Origin of the sequence: Nonomuraea sp. NPDC050547, from assembly GCF_044457345.1 — a bacterium.
In the GTDB taxonomy this organism is placed as follows: Bacteria; Actinomycetota; Actinomycetes; order Streptosporangiales; family Streptosporangiaceae; genus Nonomuraea.
Genome location: NZ_JBITGW010000007.1, coordinates 121,585 through 142,854, shown reverse-complemented (window position 1 = coordinate 142,854; position 21,270 = coordinate 121,585). Strand labels below are relative to the sequence as shown.

General features: G+C 68.5%; 19 protein-coding genes. 5 read left to right on the top strand and 14 right to left on the bottom strand.

The genetic code is table 11. From position 1 onward, the window contains the following. Window positions 1-77: 77 nt before the first annotated feature. Window positions 78-1,037, top strand: coding sequence for a ParB/RepB/Spo0J family partition protein (locus ACIBHY_RS19095; RefSeq protein WP_397307329.1), 960 nt, complete (start codon window positions 78-80; stop codon window positions 1,035-1,037). Window positions 1,038-1,631: 594 nt separating this feature from the next. On the opposite strand, the gene ACIBHY_RS19090 is transcribed toward ACIBHY_RS19095, so the two are convergent. The 3 genes from ACIBHY_RS19090 to ACIBHY_RS19080 form a co-directional block, all read right to left on the bottom strand. Next, the gene (locus tag ACIBHY_RS19090) at window positions 1,632-2,678 is read right to left on the bottom strand and encodes a threonine aldolase family protein (protein WP_397307328.1); all 1,047 of its coding nucleotides are present in this window, start codon (window positions 2,676-2,678) and stop codon (window positions 1,632-1,634) included. Window positions 2,679-3,095: 417 nt separating this feature from the next. Beyond that, a complete protein-coding gene (locus ACIBHY_RS19085; protein ID WP_397257538.1) occupies window positions 3,096-4,055 on the bottom strand; it encodes a D-alanine--D-alanine ligase in 960 nt (319 codons plus the stop codon). Window positions 4,056-4,474: 419 nt separating this feature from the next. Continuing rightward, window positions 4,475-5,707 (bottom strand): PLP-dependent aminotransferase family protein, encoded by a 1,233-nt coding sequence (locus ACIBHY_RS19080; RefSeq protein ID WP_397257569.1) that lies wholly within the window; start codon window positions 5,705-5,707, stop codon window positions 4,475-4,477. A gap of 248 nt (window positions 5,708-5,955) precedes the next feature. Here ACIBHY_RS19080 and ACIBHY_RS19075 point away from each other — a divergent pair, with 248 nt between their 5' ends. Next, window positions 5,956-6,573, top strand: a complete 618-nt coding sequence (locus ACIBHY_RS19075; protein ID WP_379613058.1) for a GNAT family N-acetyltransferase — start codon at window positions 5,956-5,958, stop codon at window positions 6,571-6,573. Between the two features lie 65 nt (window positions 6,574-6,638). On the opposite strand, the gene trxA is transcribed toward ACIBHY_RS19075, so the two are convergent. From trxA to ACIBHY_RS19035, 8 genes are all read right to left on the bottom strand, one after another. Then, a complete protein-coding gene (gene trxA / locus ACIBHY_RS19070; RefSeq protein WP_184959129.1) occupies window positions 6,639-6,953 on the bottom strand; it encodes a thioredoxin in 315 nt (104 codons plus the stop codon). An 11-nt stretch (window positions 6,954-6,964) separates the two neighbouring features. Further along, window positions 6,965-7,897, bottom strand: a complete 933-nt coding sequence (gene trxB / locus ACIBHY_RS19065) for a thioredoxin-disulfide reductase (protein WP_397257536.1) — start codon at window positions 7,895-7,897, stop codon at window positions 6,965-6,967. 124 nt (window positions 7,898-8,021) lie between these two features. Next, window positions 8,022-8,879, bottom strand: a complete 858-nt coding sequence (locus ACIBHY_RS19060; RefSeq protein ID WP_397257534.1) for an anti-sigma factor family protein — start codon at window positions 8,877-8,879, stop codon at window positions 8,022-8,024. Continuing rightward, on the bottom strand, window positions 8,869-9,495 hold the full coding sequence (sigM, locus tag ACIBHY_RS19055; protein WP_397257429.1) for an RNA polymerase sigma factor SigM: 627 nt from the start codon (window positions 9,493-9,495) through the stop codon (window positions 8,869-8,871). The genes ACIBHY_RS19060 and sigM overlap by 11 nt, the downstream gene beginning before the upstream one ends. Window positions 9,496-9,509: 14 nt before the next feature. Further along, window positions 9,510-10,952: a protein kinase family protein gene (locus tag ACIBHY_RS19050; RefSeq protein ID WP_397257532.1), complete on the bottom strand. Its 1,443-nt coding sequence runs from the start codon at window positions 10,950-10,952 to the stop codon at window positions 9,510-9,512. Window positions 10,953-11,180: 228 nt separating this feature from the next. Next, window positions 11,181-12,776: a murein biosynthesis integral membrane protein MurJ gene (gene murJ / locus ACIBHY_RS19045; RefSeq protein WP_397307327.1), complete on the bottom strand. Its 1,596-nt coding sequence runs from the start codon at window positions 12,774-12,776 to the stop codon at window positions 11,181-11,183. Next, a complete protein-coding gene (locus ACIBHY_RS19040; protein WP_397307326.1) occupies window positions 12,773-14,866 on the bottom strand; it encodes a DUF6049 family protein in 2,094 nt (697 codons plus the stop codon). The genes murJ and ACIBHY_RS19040 overlap by 4 nt, the downstream gene beginning before the upstream one ends. 47 nt (window positions 14,867-14,913) lie before the next feature. Further along, on the bottom strand, window positions 14,914-15,435 hold the full coding sequence (locus ACIBHY_RS19035) for an aminoacyl-tRNA deacylase (protein WP_379613066.1): 522 nt from the start codon (window positions 15,433-15,435) through the stop codon (window positions 14,914-14,916). 112 nt (window positions 15,436-15,547) lie between these two features. On the opposite strand from ACIBHY_RS19035, the gene ACIBHY_RS19030 reads away from it, so the two are divergent. Then, window positions 15,548-16,951 (top strand): CCA tRNA nucleotidyltransferase, encoded by a 1,404-nt coding sequence (locus ACIBHY_RS19030; RefSeq protein ID WP_397257526.1) that lies wholly within the window; start codon window positions 15,548-15,550, stop codon window positions 16,949-16,951. Between the two features lie 19 nt (window positions 16,952-16,970). Here the strand turns inward: ACIBHY_RS19030 and ACIBHY_RS19025 are convergent, their stop codons facing one another. Beyond that, the gene (locus ACIBHY_RS19025; protein ID WP_397257524.1) at window positions 16,971-18,260 is read right to left on the bottom strand and encodes an MFS transporter; all 1,290 of its coding nucleotides are present in this window, start codon (window positions 18,258-18,260) and stop codon (window positions 16,971-16,973) included. 86 nt (window positions 18,261-18,346) lie between these two features. Between ACIBHY_RS19025 and idi the strand changes: the two genes are divergently transcribed. Further along, a complete protein-coding gene (gene idi, locus ACIBHY_RS19020) occupies window positions 18,347-18,958 on the top strand; it encodes an isopentenyl-diphosphate Delta-isomerase (protein ID WP_397257522.1) in 612 nt (203 codons plus the stop codon). Between the two features lies 1 nt (window position 18,959). On the opposite strand, the gene ACIBHY_RS19015 is transcribed toward idi, so the two are convergent. Together ACIBHY_RS19015 and ACIBHY_RS19010 are read right to left on the bottom strand one after the other, a co-directional pair. Further along, on the bottom strand, window positions 18,960-20,039 hold the full coding sequence (locus tag ACIBHY_RS19015; RefSeq protein WP_379613070.1) for an inositol-3-phosphate synthase: 1,080 nt from the start codon (window positions 20,037-20,039) through the stop codon (window positions 18,960-18,962). A gap of 13 nt (window positions 20,040-20,052) precedes the next feature. Further along, complete coding sequence (locus ACIBHY_RS19010; protein WP_379613071.1) at window positions 20,053-20,619, bottom strand: helix-turn-helix transcriptional regulator; 567 nt, start codon at window positions 20,617-20,619, stop codon at window positions 20,053-20,055. Window positions 20,620-20,699: 80 nt separating this feature from the next. Between ACIBHY_RS19010 and ACIBHY_RS19005 the strand changes: the two genes are divergently transcribed. Further along, window positions 20,700-21,140, top strand: a complete 441-nt coding sequence (locus ACIBHY_RS19005) for a DUF5318 family protein (protein WP_397257519.1) — start codon at window positions 20,700-20,702, stop codon at window positions 21,138-21,140. Window positions 21,141-21,270 lie beyond the last annotated feature (130 nt).

The window sequence follows — 21,270 nt, the reverse complement described above, 5'->3', positions numbered from 1 at the left end:
ACAGGACACCGTGCGGCGTTCGCACCGGTAACCTCTCGTGGTGTGACCGGAAACGGCCGGGACGGTGAGGAGACGCAGTGAGTCAGCAGCGGCGGGGATTGGGCAAGGGGCTCGGGGCGCTGATCCCGACCGGTCCCATCGTTGACGGCACCGGAGCTGTGGCGGCCGACAACGGGACGGCTCCGGAGTCCGGTCCGAGGCCGATCGCGGGCGCGTACTTCAAGGAGATCGCTCTTACCGCCATCGTCCGCAACCCGCGTCAGCCGCGTGAGGTCTTCGACGAGGAACGTCTGGAAGAGCTGGCCGCCTCCATCAAAGAGGTCGGACTGCTCCAGCCGATCGTGGTCCGTTCGGTCGGTGGTGGCCGCTACGAGCTGATCATGGGAGAACGGCGCTGGCGCGCATCCAAGCTGGCCGGTTTGGAGCTCGTCCCCGCCATCGTCCGGAACACCCAGGACAACGAGCTCCTCCGTGACGCCCTCATCGAGAACCTTCAGCGCGAGCAGCTGAACGCTCTCGAAGAGGCCGCCGCCTACCAACAGCTCCTGGACGACTTCCAGGCCACGCACGAACAACTGGCCCAGAAAGTCGGCCGCTCCCGCTCCCACATCACCAACACCCTGCGCCTCCTGAACCTCCCGCCGGACGTTCAGCTGAAGGTCGCCGCCGGCACGGTCAGCGCGGGCCACGCACGCGCGCTTCTCGGCCTCGACAGCGCCGACGAGCAGATCCAGCTGGCCAAGCGAATCGTGGCGGAGCTCCTGTCGGTCCGCGCGGTCGAAGAGATCGTCGCCCTGGGCGGCTCCAAGGGATCCGGCAAGGCTCCCCGCGAACGCCAGCCCAACAAGCCGACCGCCCCCGGCCTGACGCATCTGGCCGACCGCCTCTCCGACCACTTCGAGACCAAGGTCAAGGTCGACCTGGGGCGTCGGAAGGGGCGCATCGTGGTCGAGTTCGCCACGATCGACGACCTGGAGCGCATCATCGGCACGATGGCACCAGAAGCCGCTCGCGCCATCCGCGACCACGAGTCCTAACAGCCCACTCACAACTCCCAGCCTCCACGAGCGCTGCCGCGAACCAGCGAACCAGCGAACCAGCGCTGCCCCGAACCAGCGCTGCCCCGAACCAGCGCTGCCCCGAACCAGCGCTGCCCCGAACCAGCGCTGCCCCGAACCAGCGCTGCCCCGAACCAGCGCTAGCCGCTGCTAGACGCGCTGTTCGGCTACGTGCGTCGACGGCCATGAGGATCTCGCCGCCGCCTGAGTGCCGTCACCGATGGACGCCTGACAGGAATCGCGAGTCTTGGTCTCCGCTATCTCGCGTATGCAGAGAGCGTCTGCGGGAGGCAGCTCGTTGTGTTGATGCGCTGTTTCACGTGAAACCACGAGCGAGGCCGGCACTGAGGGAGCCGATTCCGACGAGGGTGTTCCTACGATGCCCTTGTGGCTGAACCTCGCCAGAGGGCCGCCATGGCTCCGCGCTGGGGCTTGGTTTCACGTGAAACAGGGCGAGTGACTGGCGCATTGCGGGGGTCGTTTCACGTGAAACATGGAGTGGAGGACCGGCGCTGTTTCACGTGAAACGGGGAGCGGTGGGCGCGGCGCGGTGGCTGGGGAGCTGTCCGGGGATTAACGGGCGACGGCTTTGCGGATGGCTGCTAGGAAGTCGTCCACGTGATCTGGGGTCGTGTCGAAGGCGGTCATCCAGCGGACGAGGTTGAGGTTCTCGTCCCAGTACTCGAAGCGGAAGCGCTCCTTGAGTGTCCGTACGGCGTCGCGGGGGAGTGTGGCGAAGACGGCGTTCGACTCTACGGGGAAGGCGATGCCGATCTCCGGGAGGTCCCTTACGCCGTCGGCCAGGCGGTGGGCCATAGTGTTCGCGTGGGTGGCGTTCCGGTGCCAGAGGTCGTCGGTCAAGAGAGCGGTTAGCTGGGCGGAGATGAAGCGCATCTTCGAGGCCAGTTGCAGGGACTGCCTTCGGAGGTATGGGACGGCGTTGTTCAGTGAGGGGTCGAGAAGGATGATCGCCTCGGCGGCCATCGCGCCGTTCTTGGTGCCGCCGAAGCTGAAGATGTCCACACCGGCGTCCGTGGTGATCGTGCGAAGGTCGCAGCCGAGGTGGGCGGCCGCGTTGGACAGGCGGGCGCCGTCTACGTGGAGGCGCAGGTTCGCGCTGTGTGCGGCTTCGGCCAGGGCGGCGATTTCGTCGGGGGTGTAGCACGTGCCCAGTTCGGTCACCTGGGAGATGGAGACGACTGTCGGTTGGACCTCGTGGTGGGCGCCGAGTACGTGGAGGCGGTCGGTGATGTCGTTCGGGCGGAGCTTGCCGTCGGCGGTGGGTGCGGGGGTTAGCTTGACGCCCAGGAGACGTTCGGCGGCGCCGGTCTCGTGGGTGGCGATGTGGGCGCTCTCAGGACAGATGATGCTGTCGTATCGGCCCAGGGACAGCGCCAGGCCGATCAGGTTGGCGCCCGCTCCGTTCAGCACGGCGAAGCCGTTCGCCTGCTCGCCGAAGATGTGTTTGATCTGACGCTCGAAGGCGGAGGTCCAGTCGTCGCCACCGTAGGCGGGGGCGTCGCCCGTGTTGGCGGATGCCATCGCCTCCAGGACGGCCGGGTGGACGCCCGCGTGGTTGTCGCTGGCGAAACTCTTGGGGTAGGTCGTGTCGATCAGCACACGGCAAGGCTACTCAGACGGTCCTGGTGAACTCGGCACGCGCAGCCGCGCGCGAAGGTCGACACTCTGCGCCGTGGGGGCGGCGCTTGTTCTCACCGCTCCGGGGAGGTCCGCGTGGATTCACCTAGCTACGGTCGCTGGGGCTGAGTGGGGGGAAGGAGGAGAGAGCGAGAGCGGGCAGAAGGGCGAGCAGAGGAGGACAGGGCGAGTATGCCGGGGAGGCGTCGCGCGGGGTGAGGGAGCGCGGTGAGCAAGTTTGCCCGGGAGAGGTGGGGTGCGAGGTCAAGGGAGGTGGGTTGGGGCCCGGCGGGAGATGGAGTGCGAGGATCAGGGGGAGGTGGGGTGCGAGGGTCAGGGGGAGGTGGGGTGCGAGGGTCAGGGGGATCGTAGGGGGCAGGGGGAGGTGGGGTGCCAGGGTCAGGAAGAGGTGTGGCGGGTGGCGGCTATTTCCAGGAGGCCGCGGCATAGGGTGCCGAGGTCGCGGCCGGCGGATTCGACGGCCATCGGGAGGAGGGAGGTCTCGGTCATGCCGGGGGCGACGTTCACTTCGAGGAAGTGGGGGGCGCCGGTGGCGTCGACGATCAGGTCGGTGCGGGAGATGTCGCGCAGGCCCAGGGCGGTGTGGGCGGTGACGGCGGTCTTCGCGCAGGCGGTGGCCGCCGCTTCTGACAGGCGGGCCGGGGCGAAGAACTCGGTGTGGCCGGCGGTGTAGCGGGCGGCGTAGTCGTAGACGCCTTCGTCTGGGACGATCTCCACGGCGGGCAGCGCCACCGGGCCGTCGCCCAGGTCCACCACTGAGACGGCCACCTCGACGCCTTCGATGCAGCGCTCGATGAGCGCGGTGTCGCCGTAGGCGAAGCAGCCGACCATCGCCGCCGGCAGTTCCTCGGCGGTACGCACGATCGAGGCGCCCAGCGCGGAACCGCCCCTCGCGGGCTTGACGAACAGGGGCAGGCCGAGGCGGTCGACGATGCGTCCCAGGACCACGGTGGCGCCCAGGTCGTGGAAGGTCTCCTTGGGCAGCGTGATGGAGTCGGGGGTGCGCAGGCCGACGGAACGTACCACGGCTTTGGCCGTCGGCTTGTCGAACGCCACCCGGCACGCGTCAGGATCGGCGCCTACGTAGGGGACGTTCAGCAGTTCCAGGACAGAACGGATCGCGCCGTCCTCGCCGGCTCCGCCATGCAGGGTGACGAACACGGCGTCCGGCCGGTCCGCCAGCACGGTCGGCACCAGGGAGGAATCGGTGTCACGGGTCTCGACGTCGACACCCGCCGCCCGCAGCACCTCACTCACCCGGCGACCGGAGCGCAGGGACACCTCCCGCTCATAGGAGAGTCCACCGGCCAGCACGAGCACGTGACCCAGTTCGCCCATCTCTTTCCCCTCTGCCGAAAAGCACGCCGTCCAACCGTACCGGTTCGGCTCCGCCATTCGTTTCCCTCGCGACGGCGGGCCATCCGCTCATTTCTGACGCTCGGTGGCTCGATCTCGTGTCAGCAGCACGCGCGAGGGCTCGCCGAGGCAGGGAAGGGCGGGGAGATGCGGCGCCAGGAGCGGGCACGAGCGGGCAGCGAGCAAATCGACGGGACAGCGAGCGCTGAGGCAGAGGCGCTCACGAAAGCGGTGGGGTGGAGCATCGCGGAGCGCTGGCACGGACGCGCGCAGGGAGGATGGCGACGGCGAGGGGAGGGGAAGCGGGGGAGCGCGCCGGCGCTGAGGTGGGTGGGCAGAAAGAAGGTGGGGCCGAGGTACCGGGAAACGGGTGGCTCGGCCCCGGTGAGGAACGGGTGAGGTCAGGCGAGGTCCGGGCCCGGGGTGTCCACTCCGGGGTGGCCGGGTGGTGAGGTGGTGCCGAAGGTGTCGCGGAGCTGGAGTTCGTCTTCGATGACGCCGGCCAGCCGTCGCACCCCTTCCCGGATCCGGTCCGGTTCCGGATAGCAGTACGACAGACGCATCTGACGGCTGCCGCTGCCGTCGGAGAAGAAGCCGGTGCCGGGGACGAACGCCACCCGCTCAGCCACCGCCCGAGGCAGAATCGCCTTCGAGTCGAGGCCTTCGGGAAGGCTGGCCCAGACGAAGAAGCCGCCCGCGGGCCGGGTCCAGGTGACGCCGGAGGGCATGAGGTCGGTCAGCGCGTTCAGGAGGGCGTCGCGGCGTTCGCGATAGAGCTCCTTGAACGTCTTGATCTGCTCACGCCACGGCTGCGTGGCCAGGTACTGGCCCACGGCAAGCTGGGTGAAGGACGAGTGGGAGAGCACGGCCGACTCCATGGCGAGGACCAGTTTGTCGCGGATGGCGTGCGGGGCCAGGGCCCAGCCCACGCGAAAGCCCGGAGCCAGAGTCTTGGAGAACGAGCCCAGATACACGACCCCGTCGGGGTTGTCGGCACGCAGGGCGCGCATGGGCTCGCCGTCGAAGCCGAGCAGTCCGTACGGGTTGTCCTCGACGATCAGTACCCCGGCGCGCTGGCAGATGTCGAGCACCTGCTGGCGGCGGGCGGCGTTGAGTGTGACGCCGCCGGGGTTGTGGAAGGTTGGGATCGTGTAGAGGAATTTGATCGTGTTGCCGGCGGCCTGCAGCGCGTAGATGGTCTGGGCCAGGGATTCGGGCACGAGACCCTGATCGTCCATGGTGATATGGACGACTTTCGCCTGGTACGCGCTGAATGTCCCCAGAGCGCCCACATACGAGGGTCCCTCGGCCAGCACCACGTCACCCGGGTCGATGAAGATGCGGGTGATCAGATCGAGGGCCTGCTGGGAACCGACCGTGACGACCACGTCGTCCGCACCGGCCTCGATTCCCTCCAGGCGCATGACCTCGCAGATCTGCTCGCGCAGATGCGGGTCGCCCTGGCCGGAGCCGTACTGGAGCGCGACCGGGCCACGCCTGGTGACCAGATCGGAGACCAGCTCGCCGACCATGTCGAGCGGGAGGGCCGTGACGTACGGCATGCCGCCGGCCAGCGAGACCACCTCGGGCCTCGATGCGACGGCGAAAAGAGCTCGGATCTCGGAGGCGACCATCCCGGTAGCTCGCGCGGCGTACCGATCGACGTAGGCGTCGATACGCGACCCTTGGGTCGCGGGCGTCTGACCGTGATCCGTCTCTTCTGTCACGGTCCACCTCCTAGGTGTCAAATGGAGCCGAGAGACCAGAGTACGTGACGGGCCACGATCGCCGTGCACCCGCTCCCCGCTTCGTCACTGGGCTACGATGCCAGCTGGGGACGCGGATTTCGCGCGTTTTTCCGGGTCAACGATTGGGGCCGTAGTTGTCGCGTCGGCTGGTCAACATCACCCTGGACAATCTCGACGATCTGCCGCGCCGTTGCCGGCGGTGTGTTTTCTGGGAGCTTGACCCGGTCAGCGGGGAGCGCGCGGCCGACGCGGGCGACCCTGGGCTTGAGAAGGAAGCGTGGATCTCCGGAACGCTCCTGGAGTGGGGCAGCTGCGGGAAGATTCTTTATGTCGACGGGGTTCCGGCGGGGTTCGTGCTCTACAGCCCGCCGCTCTACAGCCCGCGCTCCGTGGCCTTCCCCACCTCGCCGGTCAGCGCGGACGCGGTGTTGCTGATGACGGCCCACATCATTCCGGAGTTCTCCGGGGGCGGGCTGGGGCGCATGCTGATCCAGGGCGTGGCCAAGGACCTCACCCGGCGCGGGGTCAAGGCCATCGAGGCGTTCGGCGACCTGAAGTGGGAGAAGCCGGGCTGTGTGGTGCCCGCCGAGTATCTGCTTTCGGTCGGCTTCAAAACGGTGAGGCCGCATCTCCGCTTTCCGCGGCTGCGGCTGGAGCTCAAGACGGCCGTCTCGTGGCGTGAGGACGTCGAGGTGGCGCTGGAGAGGCTCCTCGGGTCAATGAGCCCGGAAAGAGCATTGCGTCCCGTCTGAGGGCGTTCTGGGGGCTCGGCGAAGGCCCGGCCAACGAATGGGCCTTCGCCGTACAGCGGAAGGGGTTAGATGATGCCTTCGAGCTCGCGCATCAGCATCGCCTTGGGCTTGGCGCCGATGATCTGCTTGACCACCTCACCACCCTTGTAGACGTTCAGGGTCGGGATCTGCAGCACGCCGTAGTTGCGCGGGACCTCGGGGTTCTCGTCGATGTTCAGCTTGACGATCTCCAGCTTGTCGCCGTGCTCCTTGGCGATCTCCTCGAGGATGGGCGCGACCTGACGGCAAGGCCCGCACCACTCGGCCCAGAAGTCGACCAGCACCGGCTTGTCGCTCTTGAGGACCTCGGCCTCGAAGGTGGCGTCGGTTACAGCCTTCACGATTGCGCTCCTTAGTTCTCGTGGGTGGCCAGCCAGCGCTCGGAGTCCAGGGACGCCGAGCAACCGGTGCCGGCCGCGGTGATGGCCTGGCGGTAGATGTGGTCGACGACGTCGCCCGCGGCGAAGACGCCGTCGACGTTGGTCTCGGTCGTCGGCGCGGAGACCTGGACGTAACCGTCCTCGTCGAGGTCGATCTGGCCCTTGACCAGGTCGGTGCGCGGGTCGTGGCCGATCGCGAGGAACAGCGCGTCGGTCGCCAGCTCGCTCTCCTCGCCGGTCTTGACGTTGCGCAGCTTGACGGCCTCGACCTTGTCGGCGCCGAGAACGTCCACGACCTCGGTGTCCCAGATGAAGCGGATCTTGTCGTTGGCGAACGCGCGCTCCTGCATGATCTTGCTGGCGCGCAGCTCGTCACGACGGTGGACGACCGTGACCATCCGCCCGAACCGGGTCAGGAACGTGGCCTCCTCCATGGCGGTGTCACCGCCGCCGACGACCACGATGTCCTTCTGCCGGAAGAAGAACCCGTCACAGGTGGCGCACCACGACACGCCGCGTCCGGACAGCCGCTTCTCGTTCTCCAGGCCGAGCTCGCGGTAACCGGAGCCCATCGCCAGGATGACCGACTTGGCGTAGTACGTATCGGTGTAGGTCTTGATGACCTTGGGGTTGGCTTCGAGGTCGACCTCGATCACGTCGTCGGCGACCAACTCAGCGCCGAAGCGCTCGGCCTGCTTGCGCAGGTTGTCCATGAGGTCGGGGCCCATGATGCCGTCCGGGAAGCCCGGGAAGTTCTCCACGTCGGTGGTGTTCATCAGCGCACCGCCCGCGGTGACGGACCCCTCGAAGACCAGCGGCTTGAGTTCGGCGCGTGCGGAGTAGACGGCCGCGGTGTATCCAGCGGGGCCGGACCCGATGATGATCACGTTACGGACGTCGCTCAACGCTCTCACGCCTTCCTCGTCTGCTGTTGCCTGTCGCGTCAACAGATCCTAGGCCCGCGTGATTCCCTTCCCTGCCCACAAAACGAAAGAGCCCACCGAAGTGGGCTCTGACGTGGGGTTTCGCTTACCAGCGGCCGACTGTGGGCTTGCGAAGGTTCTTGCAGTTGAACGGGTCCACAACGTCGAGCCTGAGCTTGTTCTTCGGCTGGTTCTTCCAGGAGGCGACGATCAGCGCCTCCTGACCGTTGTACTGGCCCTGGTCGACCGCGAACGGCTTGAGCTTCGTGCGCGAGGAGACCTGGTTGACGCACTTGGAGACGCCGGTCGGCGTCTCACCGCCGCCCAGTGCCTCGGCGTTGCCCATGAAGCCGACCATCTCCCGGCGCAGGTCCTGGTCACTGTAGTTGTGGTTGCTGTCGGTCAGCGCGTAGCCGCGGCTCTTGACCTCGTTGCGCGTGGCCGTAGGAGGAGAAGGTTGAGCGGCCTGCAGGCCGCCACCGCCGTTCCCGCCCGAAGCCGTGAGCATCCCACTCGACAGTACGGCGGTGCCGACCACCACAGCGGCAGCGGCCGACGCGACCGCGGGCAGAGCCCACCGGCGCCGTCGGGAGGCCCGTGGCCGAGCAGGGACGATCGTGCCGTCATCGGCGACCACCCCGAGGCGAACCGGCGTCTCGGCGGCCGTTTCCCACGGCGCGTCCCGCATGAGCTCGTCCCAGTCGGGCGCTTCCGCCAGGCCGACTCCGCCCCTGGAGGCCTCGGCCGCCAGCGCCTTGTCGATGCGTAGCGCGACTCCCATCGGCATCGCCGGTGTTGGGGTCGCCGCGAGCACCTCGCGAACCGCCGCCAAGTCCGCGAGTCGCGCCCCGCAGGGGGTGCACACCGCGAGGTGTTCGCGTACTTGGCGCGCCGTGCCGACGTCTAGAAGACCCTCGGCCAGCTCGGCCAGGATCTCGAGGTCGTAGTGCGTATCACCCGTCACGAAGTTCTGCTCCCTTCGCGGATGAGACGCGACCGAGGTCCGAACGGTTCCGCAGATGCGAAAGAATTGGGGCAAGTTTCGCGCGTCCCCGCGCACAGCGGCTTTTCACCGTCCCGCTGGGGACTTCGAGCACTTGAGCTGCGTCTTCGACCGAATAGCCCATCATGTCGACCAGCACAAGAGCAGCTCGCTGATCGGCGGGCAGGAGTTTGAGAGCAGCCGAAACCTCCATGGAAACTTCACGTTCGAGGGTCTGGTCGGGCATCGGTGTGTCACGTTCGGCGGCTTCGATGAGCTCGTCGTCGGCGACCGGCCGGACCGACTTGCGGCGCATCCGGTCGAGGCACGCGTTGACCACGATGCGGTGGAGCCAGGTGGTGACCGCGGCCTCGCCGCGGAAGGTGGCGGCCTTGCGGTATGCGGAGACGAAGGCGTCCTGGACGGCGTCGGCCGCTTCGTCCGGGTCGCCCAGGGTGCGGAGGGCAACCGCCCACATGCGGTCCCGGTGCCTCTTGACTATCTCGCTGAACGCATGTGGATCCCCGTTGATGTGCGCGGCGAGCAGCTCCGCATCGGAATGCTCTGCGCCTGAGGGTGTCTCGGGTGGGGAGTTCACAAGGGGGTTCCTGATTATGCTGATCCGGGAGAATGCACTACTACGTCATAGATGGTGCCATGAAACCCGCCATCGTCCGCAGGAAGACGCGTAAACCAGATCAAAACGTACTGGCCGCTTGCGGGCTGCTCAGGCGTCAGAGTGATCTTTCCCGAGCCGTCCTTGTGACGCGCCACCGTCTTCAGCGAACCCAGCTCGCGTGAGTCGCCCACCTTCAACTCGACGTCGGCGCCCGAGGCCCCGGACAGCGTGGCCACCACGTCGCTCACCTGGACCGGCTTGCCCATGTCGAGCAGCAGGCCGACGCCGTCCTTGAGCCCGCCGAGGTCGGCGTCGTTGTAGTTCTCGGTCTTCCAGAACGTGCTGGGCTTGCCGTCGATGGCCGCCGAGGCCCGGTCCGGCTTCTCCGAGCCGTCGCCGAGCGGGTCGAAGCCGTCGGCCTTGGCCGGCTTGACCGGCTGGATCTCGGCCGCGGCCGTCTTCGACGTGCTCGGCTCGCCGCCGCCCGCCTCGGGCGCCGACGGGCTGCCGAGGCTGCGGCCGATCGTCCACGCGCCCACGCCGACGGCGGCGATGACCAGGAGGACGACCACGGTCATCAGCAGCCGGTTGAGCATGCTGCCGCCGCTGTTCTGCGGGCGGTTGGAGATCACGGTCTGCTGGGGCGGAGGTTCGCGCCGCGTGTCGAGGCCCTCGGAGCGGGAGGTCGTGGTGACCGACGGCGCGGGCGAGGCGTAGGAGATGGAGATGGGCATGGGCCGCGGGACGCCGGACAACTCCTCGGCGACCTCGGCCGGTGTGGTCAGCGCCGGATGGCCCTTGCGCGACTCGGGCAGCACCGCCCGGACGGTGATCATGTCGAGGTAGCCGGGCAGGCCCGCGGTGACCTGCCGGGGCGTGGCGAAGTGGCCGTCGATCATGGGCGCGGCGGGCAGCCCGCCCTCGTCCTCGTCGCCCGGCCAGTGCCCGGTCAGACCGGCGTACAGCAGCCGGCCGAGACCCTCGGCGTCCTCGTGGGCCGGGTGGTCGGCGGTGAGCCCGGCCAGCGCGGCGTCGACCGCCACGCCCAGCACCTTGACCGTGCTGCCGGTGGTCCACACCAGGTGGGCGGGGCGCAGGCAGAGGTGGTAGAGGTCGGCCTCGTGCGCGTGGGCCAGGGCCTCGGCCGCCTCGGCGACCAGGCCGGCGGCGCGCTCCGGGTCCAGCGGCCCGGCGGCCAGCAGGTCCGACAGCGACTCGCCGGTCACCCACTCGCTCACGACGTACGCGTGGTCGTCGTCCTGGGCGGCGTCGAAGACCTGTGTCAGCCGGGGATCGGTGAGGCGGCTGGCGGCGCGGGCGGCGGTGACGACCTCGTGGACACGCGGGAAGTCGGGGGCGAAGGTCAGAACGGCCACGGGACGGGCGAGGATCTCGTCGATGGCTTTCCACAAGGTGGCACCGTCGGACTCGCTCACGCGGTCCTCCAGCCGGAAACGCTCAGCGAGGCGCGTGCCCGGTTCGACCGCCGACGTGCTCACTGACCTTCTCCGCTCAGCCGATCGGGCGAGTCCGTGCCTCGACACACCTTCGTGGAGGAATCCCACGTAGGCACGCTATGTCGGGTGGATCCGCCCACGCCCCTCCTGCTGCCATTCGCGCGTGTCCGCACCATCGTAGTGCCGCGCCGTGTACGCCCGCGTTCTTTACCGGCCTACCCGTCCCGCGACCATTCCAACGATTGAGTTGACCTCGGGGATGCGCATCTTATGGGCAATGGCCAAATAGAGCAGCCCGCCGAGACCGCCGCCGACCGCCAGGATGATCAGCGAGTTGAGGAAGGCGAGCTCGCCGAAGACCTGCTGGCTGACCCAGACCGAGGCCAGCGCCAGCACCGCGGTGGGCATCGCGGCCAGATACATGCGGGTCAGCGCGGTGCCGATGGTCCAGCCGCCCAGCCCGGCCGCGCGCCGCGAGGCCATCATCCAGGCGACCACCGCGCCCAGCGCGTACGCGCACGCGTAGGCGAACGCGAGTCCCATGACCACGTAGGCCGGAGGCAGCAGCGCGTTGGCCACCAGCATCAGCCCGGCGCCCGCGGCGGTGGTCCCGGCCCCGATGAAGACCGGAGTGCGGGTGTCGCCGAAGCTGTAGAAGACCCGGAGCAGGAGCTGGAAGACGGCGAAGGGCATGAGGGCCAGGCCGTACACCTGAAGGACGTTGCCGATGTAGACGGCGTCGGCGACGGCGGTCTCGCCGTGGGCGTAGATCGGCACGGTGATCGCGGGACCGAGCACCATGAGCAGAAGCGAGGCCGGAACCATCACACACGAGATCAGCCGCACCCCGGAGCCGAACTCCGACCGCAGGTCGTCCATGCGCCCGTCGGTGACCGCGCGGCTCATCTTGGGCAGCATCGCGGTGATCACCGAGACGCCGATGATGCCGTAGGGCAGCTGGAAGAGCTGGAAGGCGTAGGTGTACGGGCTGACGCCGTGGTTCGGCACCGCGTCGCCGGCGGCGCTGGCCAGATTGGTGATCAGCATGAAGCCGAGCTGGGTGATGACGACGTAGCCGATCGTCCAGCCACCGGCCTTGGCCATCTCGCCGAGCCGGGCGTTGCGCACGTCGAGGCGGGGACGGAACTGGAAGCGCGCCCGCTTGAGCGCGGTGACCAGGACGGTGGCCTGCGCGACGATGCCGGCGGTGGTGCCCAGGCCGAGCAGCGCGAGCTGGCCGTCGCTGACGGTCGCCAGGTTGTCGCCGCCGGAGTAGGCGAGGAACACGCCGATGACCACGATGTTGTTGAGCACCGGCGCCCACATCGGGGCGGCGAAGCGGTCGCGGGTGTTGAGGATGGCGCCGGCCACCGCGCCGAGGCCGAAGAAGGCGAGCTGCGGCAGGATCAGCCGGGCCAGCAGGACCGCTACCTCGTACTGCCGCGATCCGGGCCGCCAGTTGGTGTAGAGGTCGATGAGCAGGGGGGCGGCGAGCACCGCGAGCGCCGCCACCACGATGAGCGCGAGCGTGGCCAGCGTCAGCAGCCGTTGCTCGAAGGCCCGGCCGCCGTCGGCGTCGCGCTGCTGCGCCTGCACGATCATCGGCACGATGACGCTGCTCAGCACGCCCAGCAGGAGCAGGTCGAGGATGGAGTACGGGATGGCGTAGGCGACGTTGTAGGCGTCGCCGAGCAGCGCGGTGCCGACCGCCGACGCCAGCACCATCGTGCGTACGAAGCCGGTGACGCGCGAGACCATCGTGCCGGCGGCCATGATCGCGCTCGCCCTCATCAGGCGGCTCATACCTTCTCACTCTCCCGGGCCTGCGCCGCTCGCGCCGGACGCTTCTGCGAGCGCCGCCGCAGGATGCGGGTGACCACGGCGGCGAGCATGACCGACAACGCGCCGCCCACGATGACGAGGGCGATGCCGGTGTAGCCGGTGGTCCTGATGGTCAGCTTGACGGGATCACCGTACGCCACGCCGTCGGCCGTCTCCAGCTGAACGGTGATGGTCGCGTCGCCGCTGGTCTTGACCGTCATCGGCACCGGGACGGTGCCGATCTCGCCCTTGCCTATCGTCATGCGTTTCTTGACGTACTTGGAGTCGATCTGCAGCAGCTCGCGGTTGTTGGAGGACACGTCGACCATCAAGGTGACGGACGTGCTCAGCCCGTTGCGCACACTGATGGGCACCTGGCCGTCGACGCCGGCCAGCGTGCGCGGCTGGTCGCGGCTGGCCCCGCTGATCGTGATGAGGCCGAGCCGCTTGCCCAGCGCGGCGTCGATCTGCTTGGTGGCCGAGCGCCCGGCCCGCGTGCTGTTGCGCCAGGCGGAGGAGGTCAGGCGGAGCACGGCGTTCTCGAAGCCGGCCGAGCGCTTGTCGGTGGTGATCCGCGTGGCCAGATCGGCCTCGGCGGCGGCCTCCTTGACCGGTTCGAGGTACTTCGCGCTGAGCTCTTCCTTGCGGTCCTGCTCGGTGTAGACCAGTCCGGTACGCGGCGTCTGCACCTTGGCCGGCTTGATCGAGCCGAGCTCACCGGAGGCCAGCCACGGCAGCCGGGCCGCGGTCTTGAGCAGCGCCGAGACGAACGCCGGGTCCGGGTCCCAGCGCCGCGACGGCGCCACGACCAGGTTCCTCGGCCTCACCTGGCCCGGCTCGGCGGCGATCATCGCCGTCTCGGCGATGAAACGCTGCTTGTTGAGTACGGCGGTGCGCCCCGCGGCCGAGTCGAGCTCGAACATGCGGCTCAGCTCCTCGTCCGGCAGGAGCGCGGTGACCGGCCCCGAGACGCTGTCGAGCGTGGTGGCCGCGTCGAGCGTGGTCGTGGCCGGCGTCTGGGGCGGAACGTTGGCCGGGTTGAGCAGCACGGTGCCGACCTTGCCGACCGACAGCAGGTCGAGGGCGTCGTCGTCGAGCTTGCCCGCCACCGGCCAGTTGACCGTGGTGGGGATGTCGCGCTTGAAGTGCCGGGCGGCGGCCACGTCGGCGGCCGCGATCGCCGTTTTCACGCCGTTGTCGAGACCTTGGTGGGCCAGGGCGGCCACGTCGGGGTCGCCGTAGGGGATCGCCACCACGGGCGCGCCGGTCAGCGAGGTGCGCAGGGAGTCCAGCCACGGCGCGGCGGCCGGGTCGGCGGGCTGCTTCTTGCCGTTTCTGAGCGTGTAGCCCTTGGCCATCGCCTGCACGTCGTCGAGCAGGCCGGGCTCGACGAACCAGGTGACGTTCTTCGGCGCCGTCTTGGCGAGGGCGGCGAGGTCGGCCAGGCGCCCGCCGGGCTTGAGCGCGGCGGCGAGCTTGTCGTCGACGAACGTGACGTCGTCGGAGCGGTGCGGCGCGTCGACGATCGGCAGCGCCACCGACAGCCGGTTGCGCGGCAGCTTGGGCGTGGCCGGCGGCATGTAGGTGAGGAAGGTGTGGGCCTTGGCCAGCGGCTGCCAGGACGCCGCGACCGGGACGACCTCGACCGTGATCGGGTAGACGCCGAAGGCGTTCATGCCGAGCTGCATGGGGGTGACGGTGAGCGTCCAGTCGGTGTTGGCGCCGTTGTTGACCAGCGGAAAATCCATGAACGACGAGTTGGACGCCTGAGGGAGTTGTGCGGCCTGGTCCTCGGCGAAGGCCTTCATGGCGGCGCGGTCGGTCATGCGCTGGAAGCCGTAGCGCACCCGCACGCGCACGCCGGTCAGCGGCGTCCCCGTGCCGTTGCGGAAGGTGCCCGACAGCTTGATCTGGTCGGTGGGCTTGGTCGGCAGCTCAGGGGTGATCGCCTTGACGGTGAGGGTCAGCTCCTGCTTGGCCGTCATGGCGGCAGCCGTACCCGGCGTTGTCGCGACCACGGGGGCGAGCAACGCGGCGGAGAGGACTGCGAGAAGCGTGGCCTTTCCGATCACGCGTCAGTCCGGGGTGGAGTACGGCGCACGCCCGCAATGGTACGGGCTCAGTGCCGTAGCGCGACCGTCTGGCGGGAACCTCTGGGCCTTGGCGCCCGAAGGTCCATGGACTTGCCAGACATGAGTGACAGCAGGTCGTACGCGCGTAAGGTGAGGGCCGTGTGGCGTTCACCCGTGGCCAGGAAGACGGACTGATGATCGGGCTTGATGCGGTCGTCGATGAGGACGGCGAGGGTGGGCGGCAGCAGCAGCGGGCAGACCAGGCCTGCGGCGTAGTCGGTAACCTCGTTGACCACGAAGGCCGGGGCAGGGTGTACTTTCCTGGCCCCGAGCAGTCCCCCGACCACTCCAGGCCTGGGCGGTGCGGCGACGGTGGACACGACGGCGACGGCCTCCCGGCCCAGCCTGGTGACCGCCTCGAACATCGTCACGGCCACGCAGCGGGACGGGGCTGCGGAGATCGTCTCGGGCAGCTCGTCCGCGCATGTCATGGGGCGCGGAAGGCGTACGATCTCATGATGGACCTGGTGTGCGAGGAGCCAGCGGTGGATCGCGAGGGCGTCCTTCATAGATGAGCTCCTAGCCTCGTTCCATGGCCCCCGACGGTCTCTGACCGACGGTAACCCGGACCTGGTGTGGCTCGGGGGATATGTTCCGTAATGCGTGAAGGACCTACCCAGCTTGCCGGACTCAAATCAGCACTTTCACAAGATCGCCCCGGTCGCCGACGAGCTCGGCGAGCTGTTCGCCGCCCGAGGGCACGAGCTGGCCCTGGTGGGCGGCTCGGTGCGCGACATCCTCCTCGGACGCATCGGCAACGACCTCGACCTGACGACGGAGGCCCGGCCGGAGCGGGTGCTCGAGATCGTCAAGGACTGGGCCGACTCCGTCTGGACCATCGGGATCGACTTCGGCACGGTCGGCGTCCGCAAGGGCAACTGGCTGCTGGAGATCACCACCTACCGGAGCGAGTCCTACGACCCCAAGTCGCGCAAGCCCGAGGTCGTCTACGGCGACACGCTCGAGGCCGACCTGGAACGCCGTGACTTCGCGATCAACGCGATGGCGGTGCGGCTGCCCGACCACGAGTTCGTCGACCCCTACGGCGGCGTCTCCGACCTGACCGCGAAGCTGCTGCGCACGCCGGGCACACCCGAGCAGTCCTTCGACGACGACCCGCTGCGCATGCTGCGCGCCGCCCGCTTCGCCTCCCAGCTGGGGTTCACGGTGGCGCCCGAGGCGCTCAGGGCGATGACCGAGATGGCCGAGCGGATCGAGATCGTCTCCGCCGAGCGCATCCGCGAAGAGCTCGACAAGCTGGTCTGCGGCACGTACCCGCGTGAGGGGCTGGGGCTTCTGGTCGAGACGGGTCTGGCCGCGCACGTGCTGCCCGAGCTGCCCATGCTCCGCCTGGAGATCGACGAGCACCACCGGCACAAGGACGTCTACGAGCACTCGCTGACCGTCCTCGACCAGGCCATCGCCCAGGAGGAGGACGCCAAGCCCGACCGCATCCTGCGCTGGGCGGCGCTCCTGCACGACGTGGGCAAGCCCAAGACCAGGCGGCACGAGGCCGGCGGCCGGGTCTCCTTCCACCACCACGAGCTCGTCGGCGCGCAGATGACCAAGAAGCGCATGACCGAGCTCAGGTTCCCCAAGGACGTGGTGGCCGACGTGGCCCGCCTGGTCGAGCTCCACCTGCGCTTCCACGGCTACGGCTCGGGGGAGTGGACCGACAGCGCCGTACGCCGCTACGTACGCGACGCCGGTCACCTGCTCGACCGCCTCCACAAGCTGACCAGGGCCGACTGCACGACACGCAACAAGCGGAAGGCGGCCCACCTCTCGCGTACCTATGACCAGCTCGAAGAGCGCATCGCCCGGCTGGCCGACGAGGAGGAGCTGGCCAAGATCCGCCCGGAGCTCGACGGCAACGAGATCCAGCGGGTTCTCGGCATCGGGCCGGGCCCGATGGTGGGCAAGGCCTACAAGTTTCTACTCGACCTCCGCCTCGACCAGGGCGTGCTCGGCAAGGAAGCGGTCACGGAGGCGTTGCTGACGTGGGCTCGGGAGCAGAAGGGCTAGTGCCCGGCGCGTCCTCTCCTCAGCGCGCGGAGGGGACGCGCGACGGCGCCGTGACCAGCCGGTACACCAGCGCGCTGACCAGGTAGCCGCCGGCGATGATGCCGACGGCCAGGTAGGACTTGCCGTTGGCGGGCAGGATCGCCGCCGAGAGCCCGGCGGCCAGCACGAACATGCCGTTGAACAACATGTCGTAGAGGGAGAAGGCCCGGCCCAGGTAGGCGTCCTCGACGTCGCGCTGGACGGAGGTGTCGGCGCAGATCTTGACGCTCTGCCCGGCCAGGCCCAGCACGAAGCCGGAGATCCACAGGCCCCACTCCTGGAAGGGCGTCACCAGGATCGCGGACAGGACGCCGGCCGTGATGAGCATCATCGGCACCCAGCGCTCGACGGGCATGCGTTCGGTGGCCAGGGGCGTGACGATCACCGCCAGGGCGTAGCCGACGGCGGAGGTGGCCACGACCACGCCGATGCCCTTCAGGGCCGCCTCGGAGTCGCCGTTGGTGAAGTAGTAGCGGTAGAGGATGATGCCGAGCGCGGTGGCCATGCCGTACATGAAGCGGTGCGCGGCCATGGCGCCCATCGCCGCGGCGGCCCTACGCCGGCGCGCGAGGTGCTTGGCGCCCTCCACCAGGCCCTTGAGTACGTTGCGCACGGCCTCCTTGACCTGCGGGCGGTTGGGGTCGAAGTCGGGGCCGAGCAGGTCGCGGCGCATGGTCCTGGCGACCAGGGCGCTCAGGCTGAACAGCACGCCCGAGGTGACCAGCACGAGGGCGACGCCGGAGTCGCCCGGTCCGAACACGCCGCGCATCAGCGTGGCGACGCCGACGCCGACGAACGTGATGACCGTGCCGGAGGTCGGCGTGACCGCGTTGGCCGCCATCAGCTGGTCCCTGGGCACCACGTGCGGCAGGGAGGCGCCCAGCGCGGCCAGGAAGAAGCGGTTGACGCCGAGCACGCCCAGCGCGGCCGCGTAGAAGAACTCGTCAGGGGTGTCGAGGGCGACGAGGGCGGCGGCGATCAGCAGCAGCACCCCGCGGACCACCGGCGCGATCACCAGGATCTGGCGGCGCGACCACCTGTCGATGAAGACGCCGACGAACGGCCCCAGGATGCTGTACGGCAGGAACAGGACCGCCATGCCCGCCGCCACCTGCAGCGCGGTGGTCTGCTTCTCGGGGCTGAAGAAGGCGAATCCGGCCACGCCGAACTGGAAGATGCCGTCGGAGAACTGGGAGACCAGGCGGGTGCCGAACAACCGTCGGTAGTCCCGGCCCTGCAGGACCACACGGAGATCGGCGACGAATGACACGCAGCCAGCCTAGCCGCCGCCGGCTGCCGACCTGCTTCTGGTTCTGCCCGTTCTCCGGGGAGAAAGGTTCCCGTACGCTTCGTTCTGTGACGACTGAGGAACACGTGGTGTTGGTCGACGGCGAGGGAAACGCGATCGGCGCCGCCCCCAAAACGTCGGTACACGGCCGGGACACCCCTCTCCACCTGGCCTTCTCCAGCTACGTCTTCGACCCCGCCGGCCGGGTCCTGCTGACCAGGCGGGCCGGGCACAAGCTGACGTGGCCGGGAGTCTGGACCAACAGCTGCTGCGGCCATCCGCTGCCCGGCGAGGCCGTCGAGCACGCGGTGCTGCGCAGGCTCTCCTACGAACTGGGCCTGGACGCCGAGCGGGCCGACCTGATGCTGCCGGCCTTCTCCTACCGGGCGGTCATGCCCAACGGCGTCGTGGAGCACGAGCTGTGCCCGGTCTACCGGGTCACGGTGAAGGGGCCGGTCGACGCCAACCCCGACGAGGTGGGGGAGGTCCTTTGGATGCCGTGGAAGGAGTTCGCCGAGGGCGTGGGCAACGGCCTGCTGGCGATCTCGCCGTGGTGCAGGGAGCAGGTTCCGCTGCTCACGGCCCGGGGTGACGATCCGCTGGCGTGGGAGACGGCGCCGGAGGACGGGCTGCCTCCGGCCGCGCGGCCGGCTGGGCGCCGTCACGGCGCCCAGCCGTGACCTATCGGGACACCTCGCCGCGGATGAACTTCTCGACGTAGTCGCGCGCCTCGTCGTCGCTGTGCTGGACGGGCGGGGACTTCATGAAGTACGAGGAGGCGCTCAGGATCGGGCCGCCGATGCCCCGGTCGAGGGCGATCTTGGCGGCGCGGACGGCGTCGATGATGATGCCGGCCGAGTTGGGGGAGTCCCAGACCTCGAGCTTGTACTCCAGGTTCAGCGGGGTGTCGCCGAACGAGCGGCCCTCCAGGCGGACGTAGGCCCACTTGCGGTCGTCGAGCCACGGCACGTGGTCGGACGGGCCGATGTGCACGTCGGCCTTGCCCATCTCGTGCGGGATCTGCGAGGTGACCGACTGCGTCTTGGAGATCTTCTTGGACTGGAGGCGCTTGCGCTCCAGCATGTTCATGAAGTCCATGTTGCCACCGAAGTTGAGCTGGTACGTGCGCAGCAGCTCGACCCCGCGGTCCTCGAAGAGCTTGGCCATGACGCGGTGCGTGATCGTGGCGCCGACCTGCGACTTGATGTCGTCGCCGATGATCGGGACGCCCGCCTCCTCGAACTTCTCCGCCCACTCGGGGTCGGAGGCGATGAAGACCGGCAGCGCGTTGACGAAGGCGACCTTGGCGTCGATGGCGCACTGCGCGTAGAAGCGGTCGGCCTCCTCCGAGCCGACCGGCAGGTAGGAGACGAGGACGTCCACCCGGTTCTCCTTGAGGACCTTCACGACGTCCACCGGAGCCTCGTCGGACTCCTCGATGATCTCGCGGTAGAACTCGCCGAGACCGTCGAAGGTGTGGCCCCTCTGCACGATCACACCTGTGGGCGGCACATCCGTGATCTTGATCGTGTTGTTCTCACTGGCCACGATCGCCTCGGACAGGTCGCGCCCGACCTTCTTGGCGTCCACGTCGAAGGCGGCGACGAACTCGACGTCACCGACGTGGTACTCGCCGAACTTGACGTGCATCAGGCCGGGGACCCTGGCGTCCGGGTCGGCGTCCTTGTAATAGTGCACGCCCTGGACCAGCGATGCCGCGCAGTTGCCGACACCGACAACGGCCACGCGAACCGAACCCATCGCACTCGCTCCCTTACTCATCTGTGTTATTTCTCGCGGGCTCGGAGGCCCGTCTCTCTGTCGCGATCAGCTCATTCAGCCAACGCACCTCGCGTTCGACCGATTCCAGACCGTGACGCTGCAACTCCAGGGTGTAGGCATCGAGCCGTTCCCTGGTACGTGCGAGCGCGGTGCGGACGGCGTCGAGTCGTTCCTCGAGCCGGCTGCGGCGGCCTTCGAGGATGCGCAGGCGCACCTCGGCCTCGGTATGGCGGAAGAAGGCGAAGTGGATGCCGAAGCTCTCGTCCTCCCACGCGGACGGCCCGGCCTGGGTCAGCAGCTCCTGGAGCCGCTCCTTGCCTTCGGCGGTGAGCTTGTAGACGATCTTCGATCTGCCGCTCACCCGAGTGGGTTGCTCTTCCACGATAAGACCCTGCTCCAGGAGCGACCTCAAGCAGGGGTACAGCGAACCGTAGGAGAACGCACGGAACATGCCGAGCAGCTCGTTGAGCCGTTTGCGCAGCTCGTAGCCATGAAGCGGCGTCTCGTGCAGCGACCCGAGCACGGCGAGTTCCAGCACTCTGCCCTGTCCGCTGACCATTGGAACCGCCCTCCTCTCGCGTCGATGTATCGGCTCGATACATCTTGAGGATACGTCGCTCCGCTATATGGCCGCAATTAATGGATTTCCCAAGGCGTTGGGAGGAATCGGTAAAAAGCCGTAGTCTGGCGCGCATGTGGTCACAGCGAAGGGTGGTGGATTACGGCCTCGCCAAGCGGGCGGTGGTCCGCTCGGTGCGCTCAGGGCGCACTGTGCCCCGTGACGTCTGTGACGCACAGCCGTACCTCCTCCGCGCGGCGCGCCACTTCGGCGAGCCCACCGAGCGCACCTGCCCGGTATGCGAGAGGGAGAACGTCACCAACGTGACCTATGTCTATGGGGATTCCCTGGGTCGCCATGCTGGTCAAGCAAAGGCCACGTCAGAACTCGTCGACATGGCCCATGATTACGACGAGTTCAGGGTGTACGTCGTCGAGGTCTGCCAAGGTTGTTCCTGGAACCACCTGGCGGTCTCGTACGTCCTCGGCAACGGACCGCCTGACCTCGTCGGCCAACCGTGAGACCGAGGGCGGCGAGCAGCCTCACGCCCACCCGCCGTGCCATCCGACGACGATGCGAGGACGTGTGAGTTACAGCAGCAACGAGGGGACGGGACGCCAAGGAAGGCGCCGTCGCTCAAGCTCACCCCGT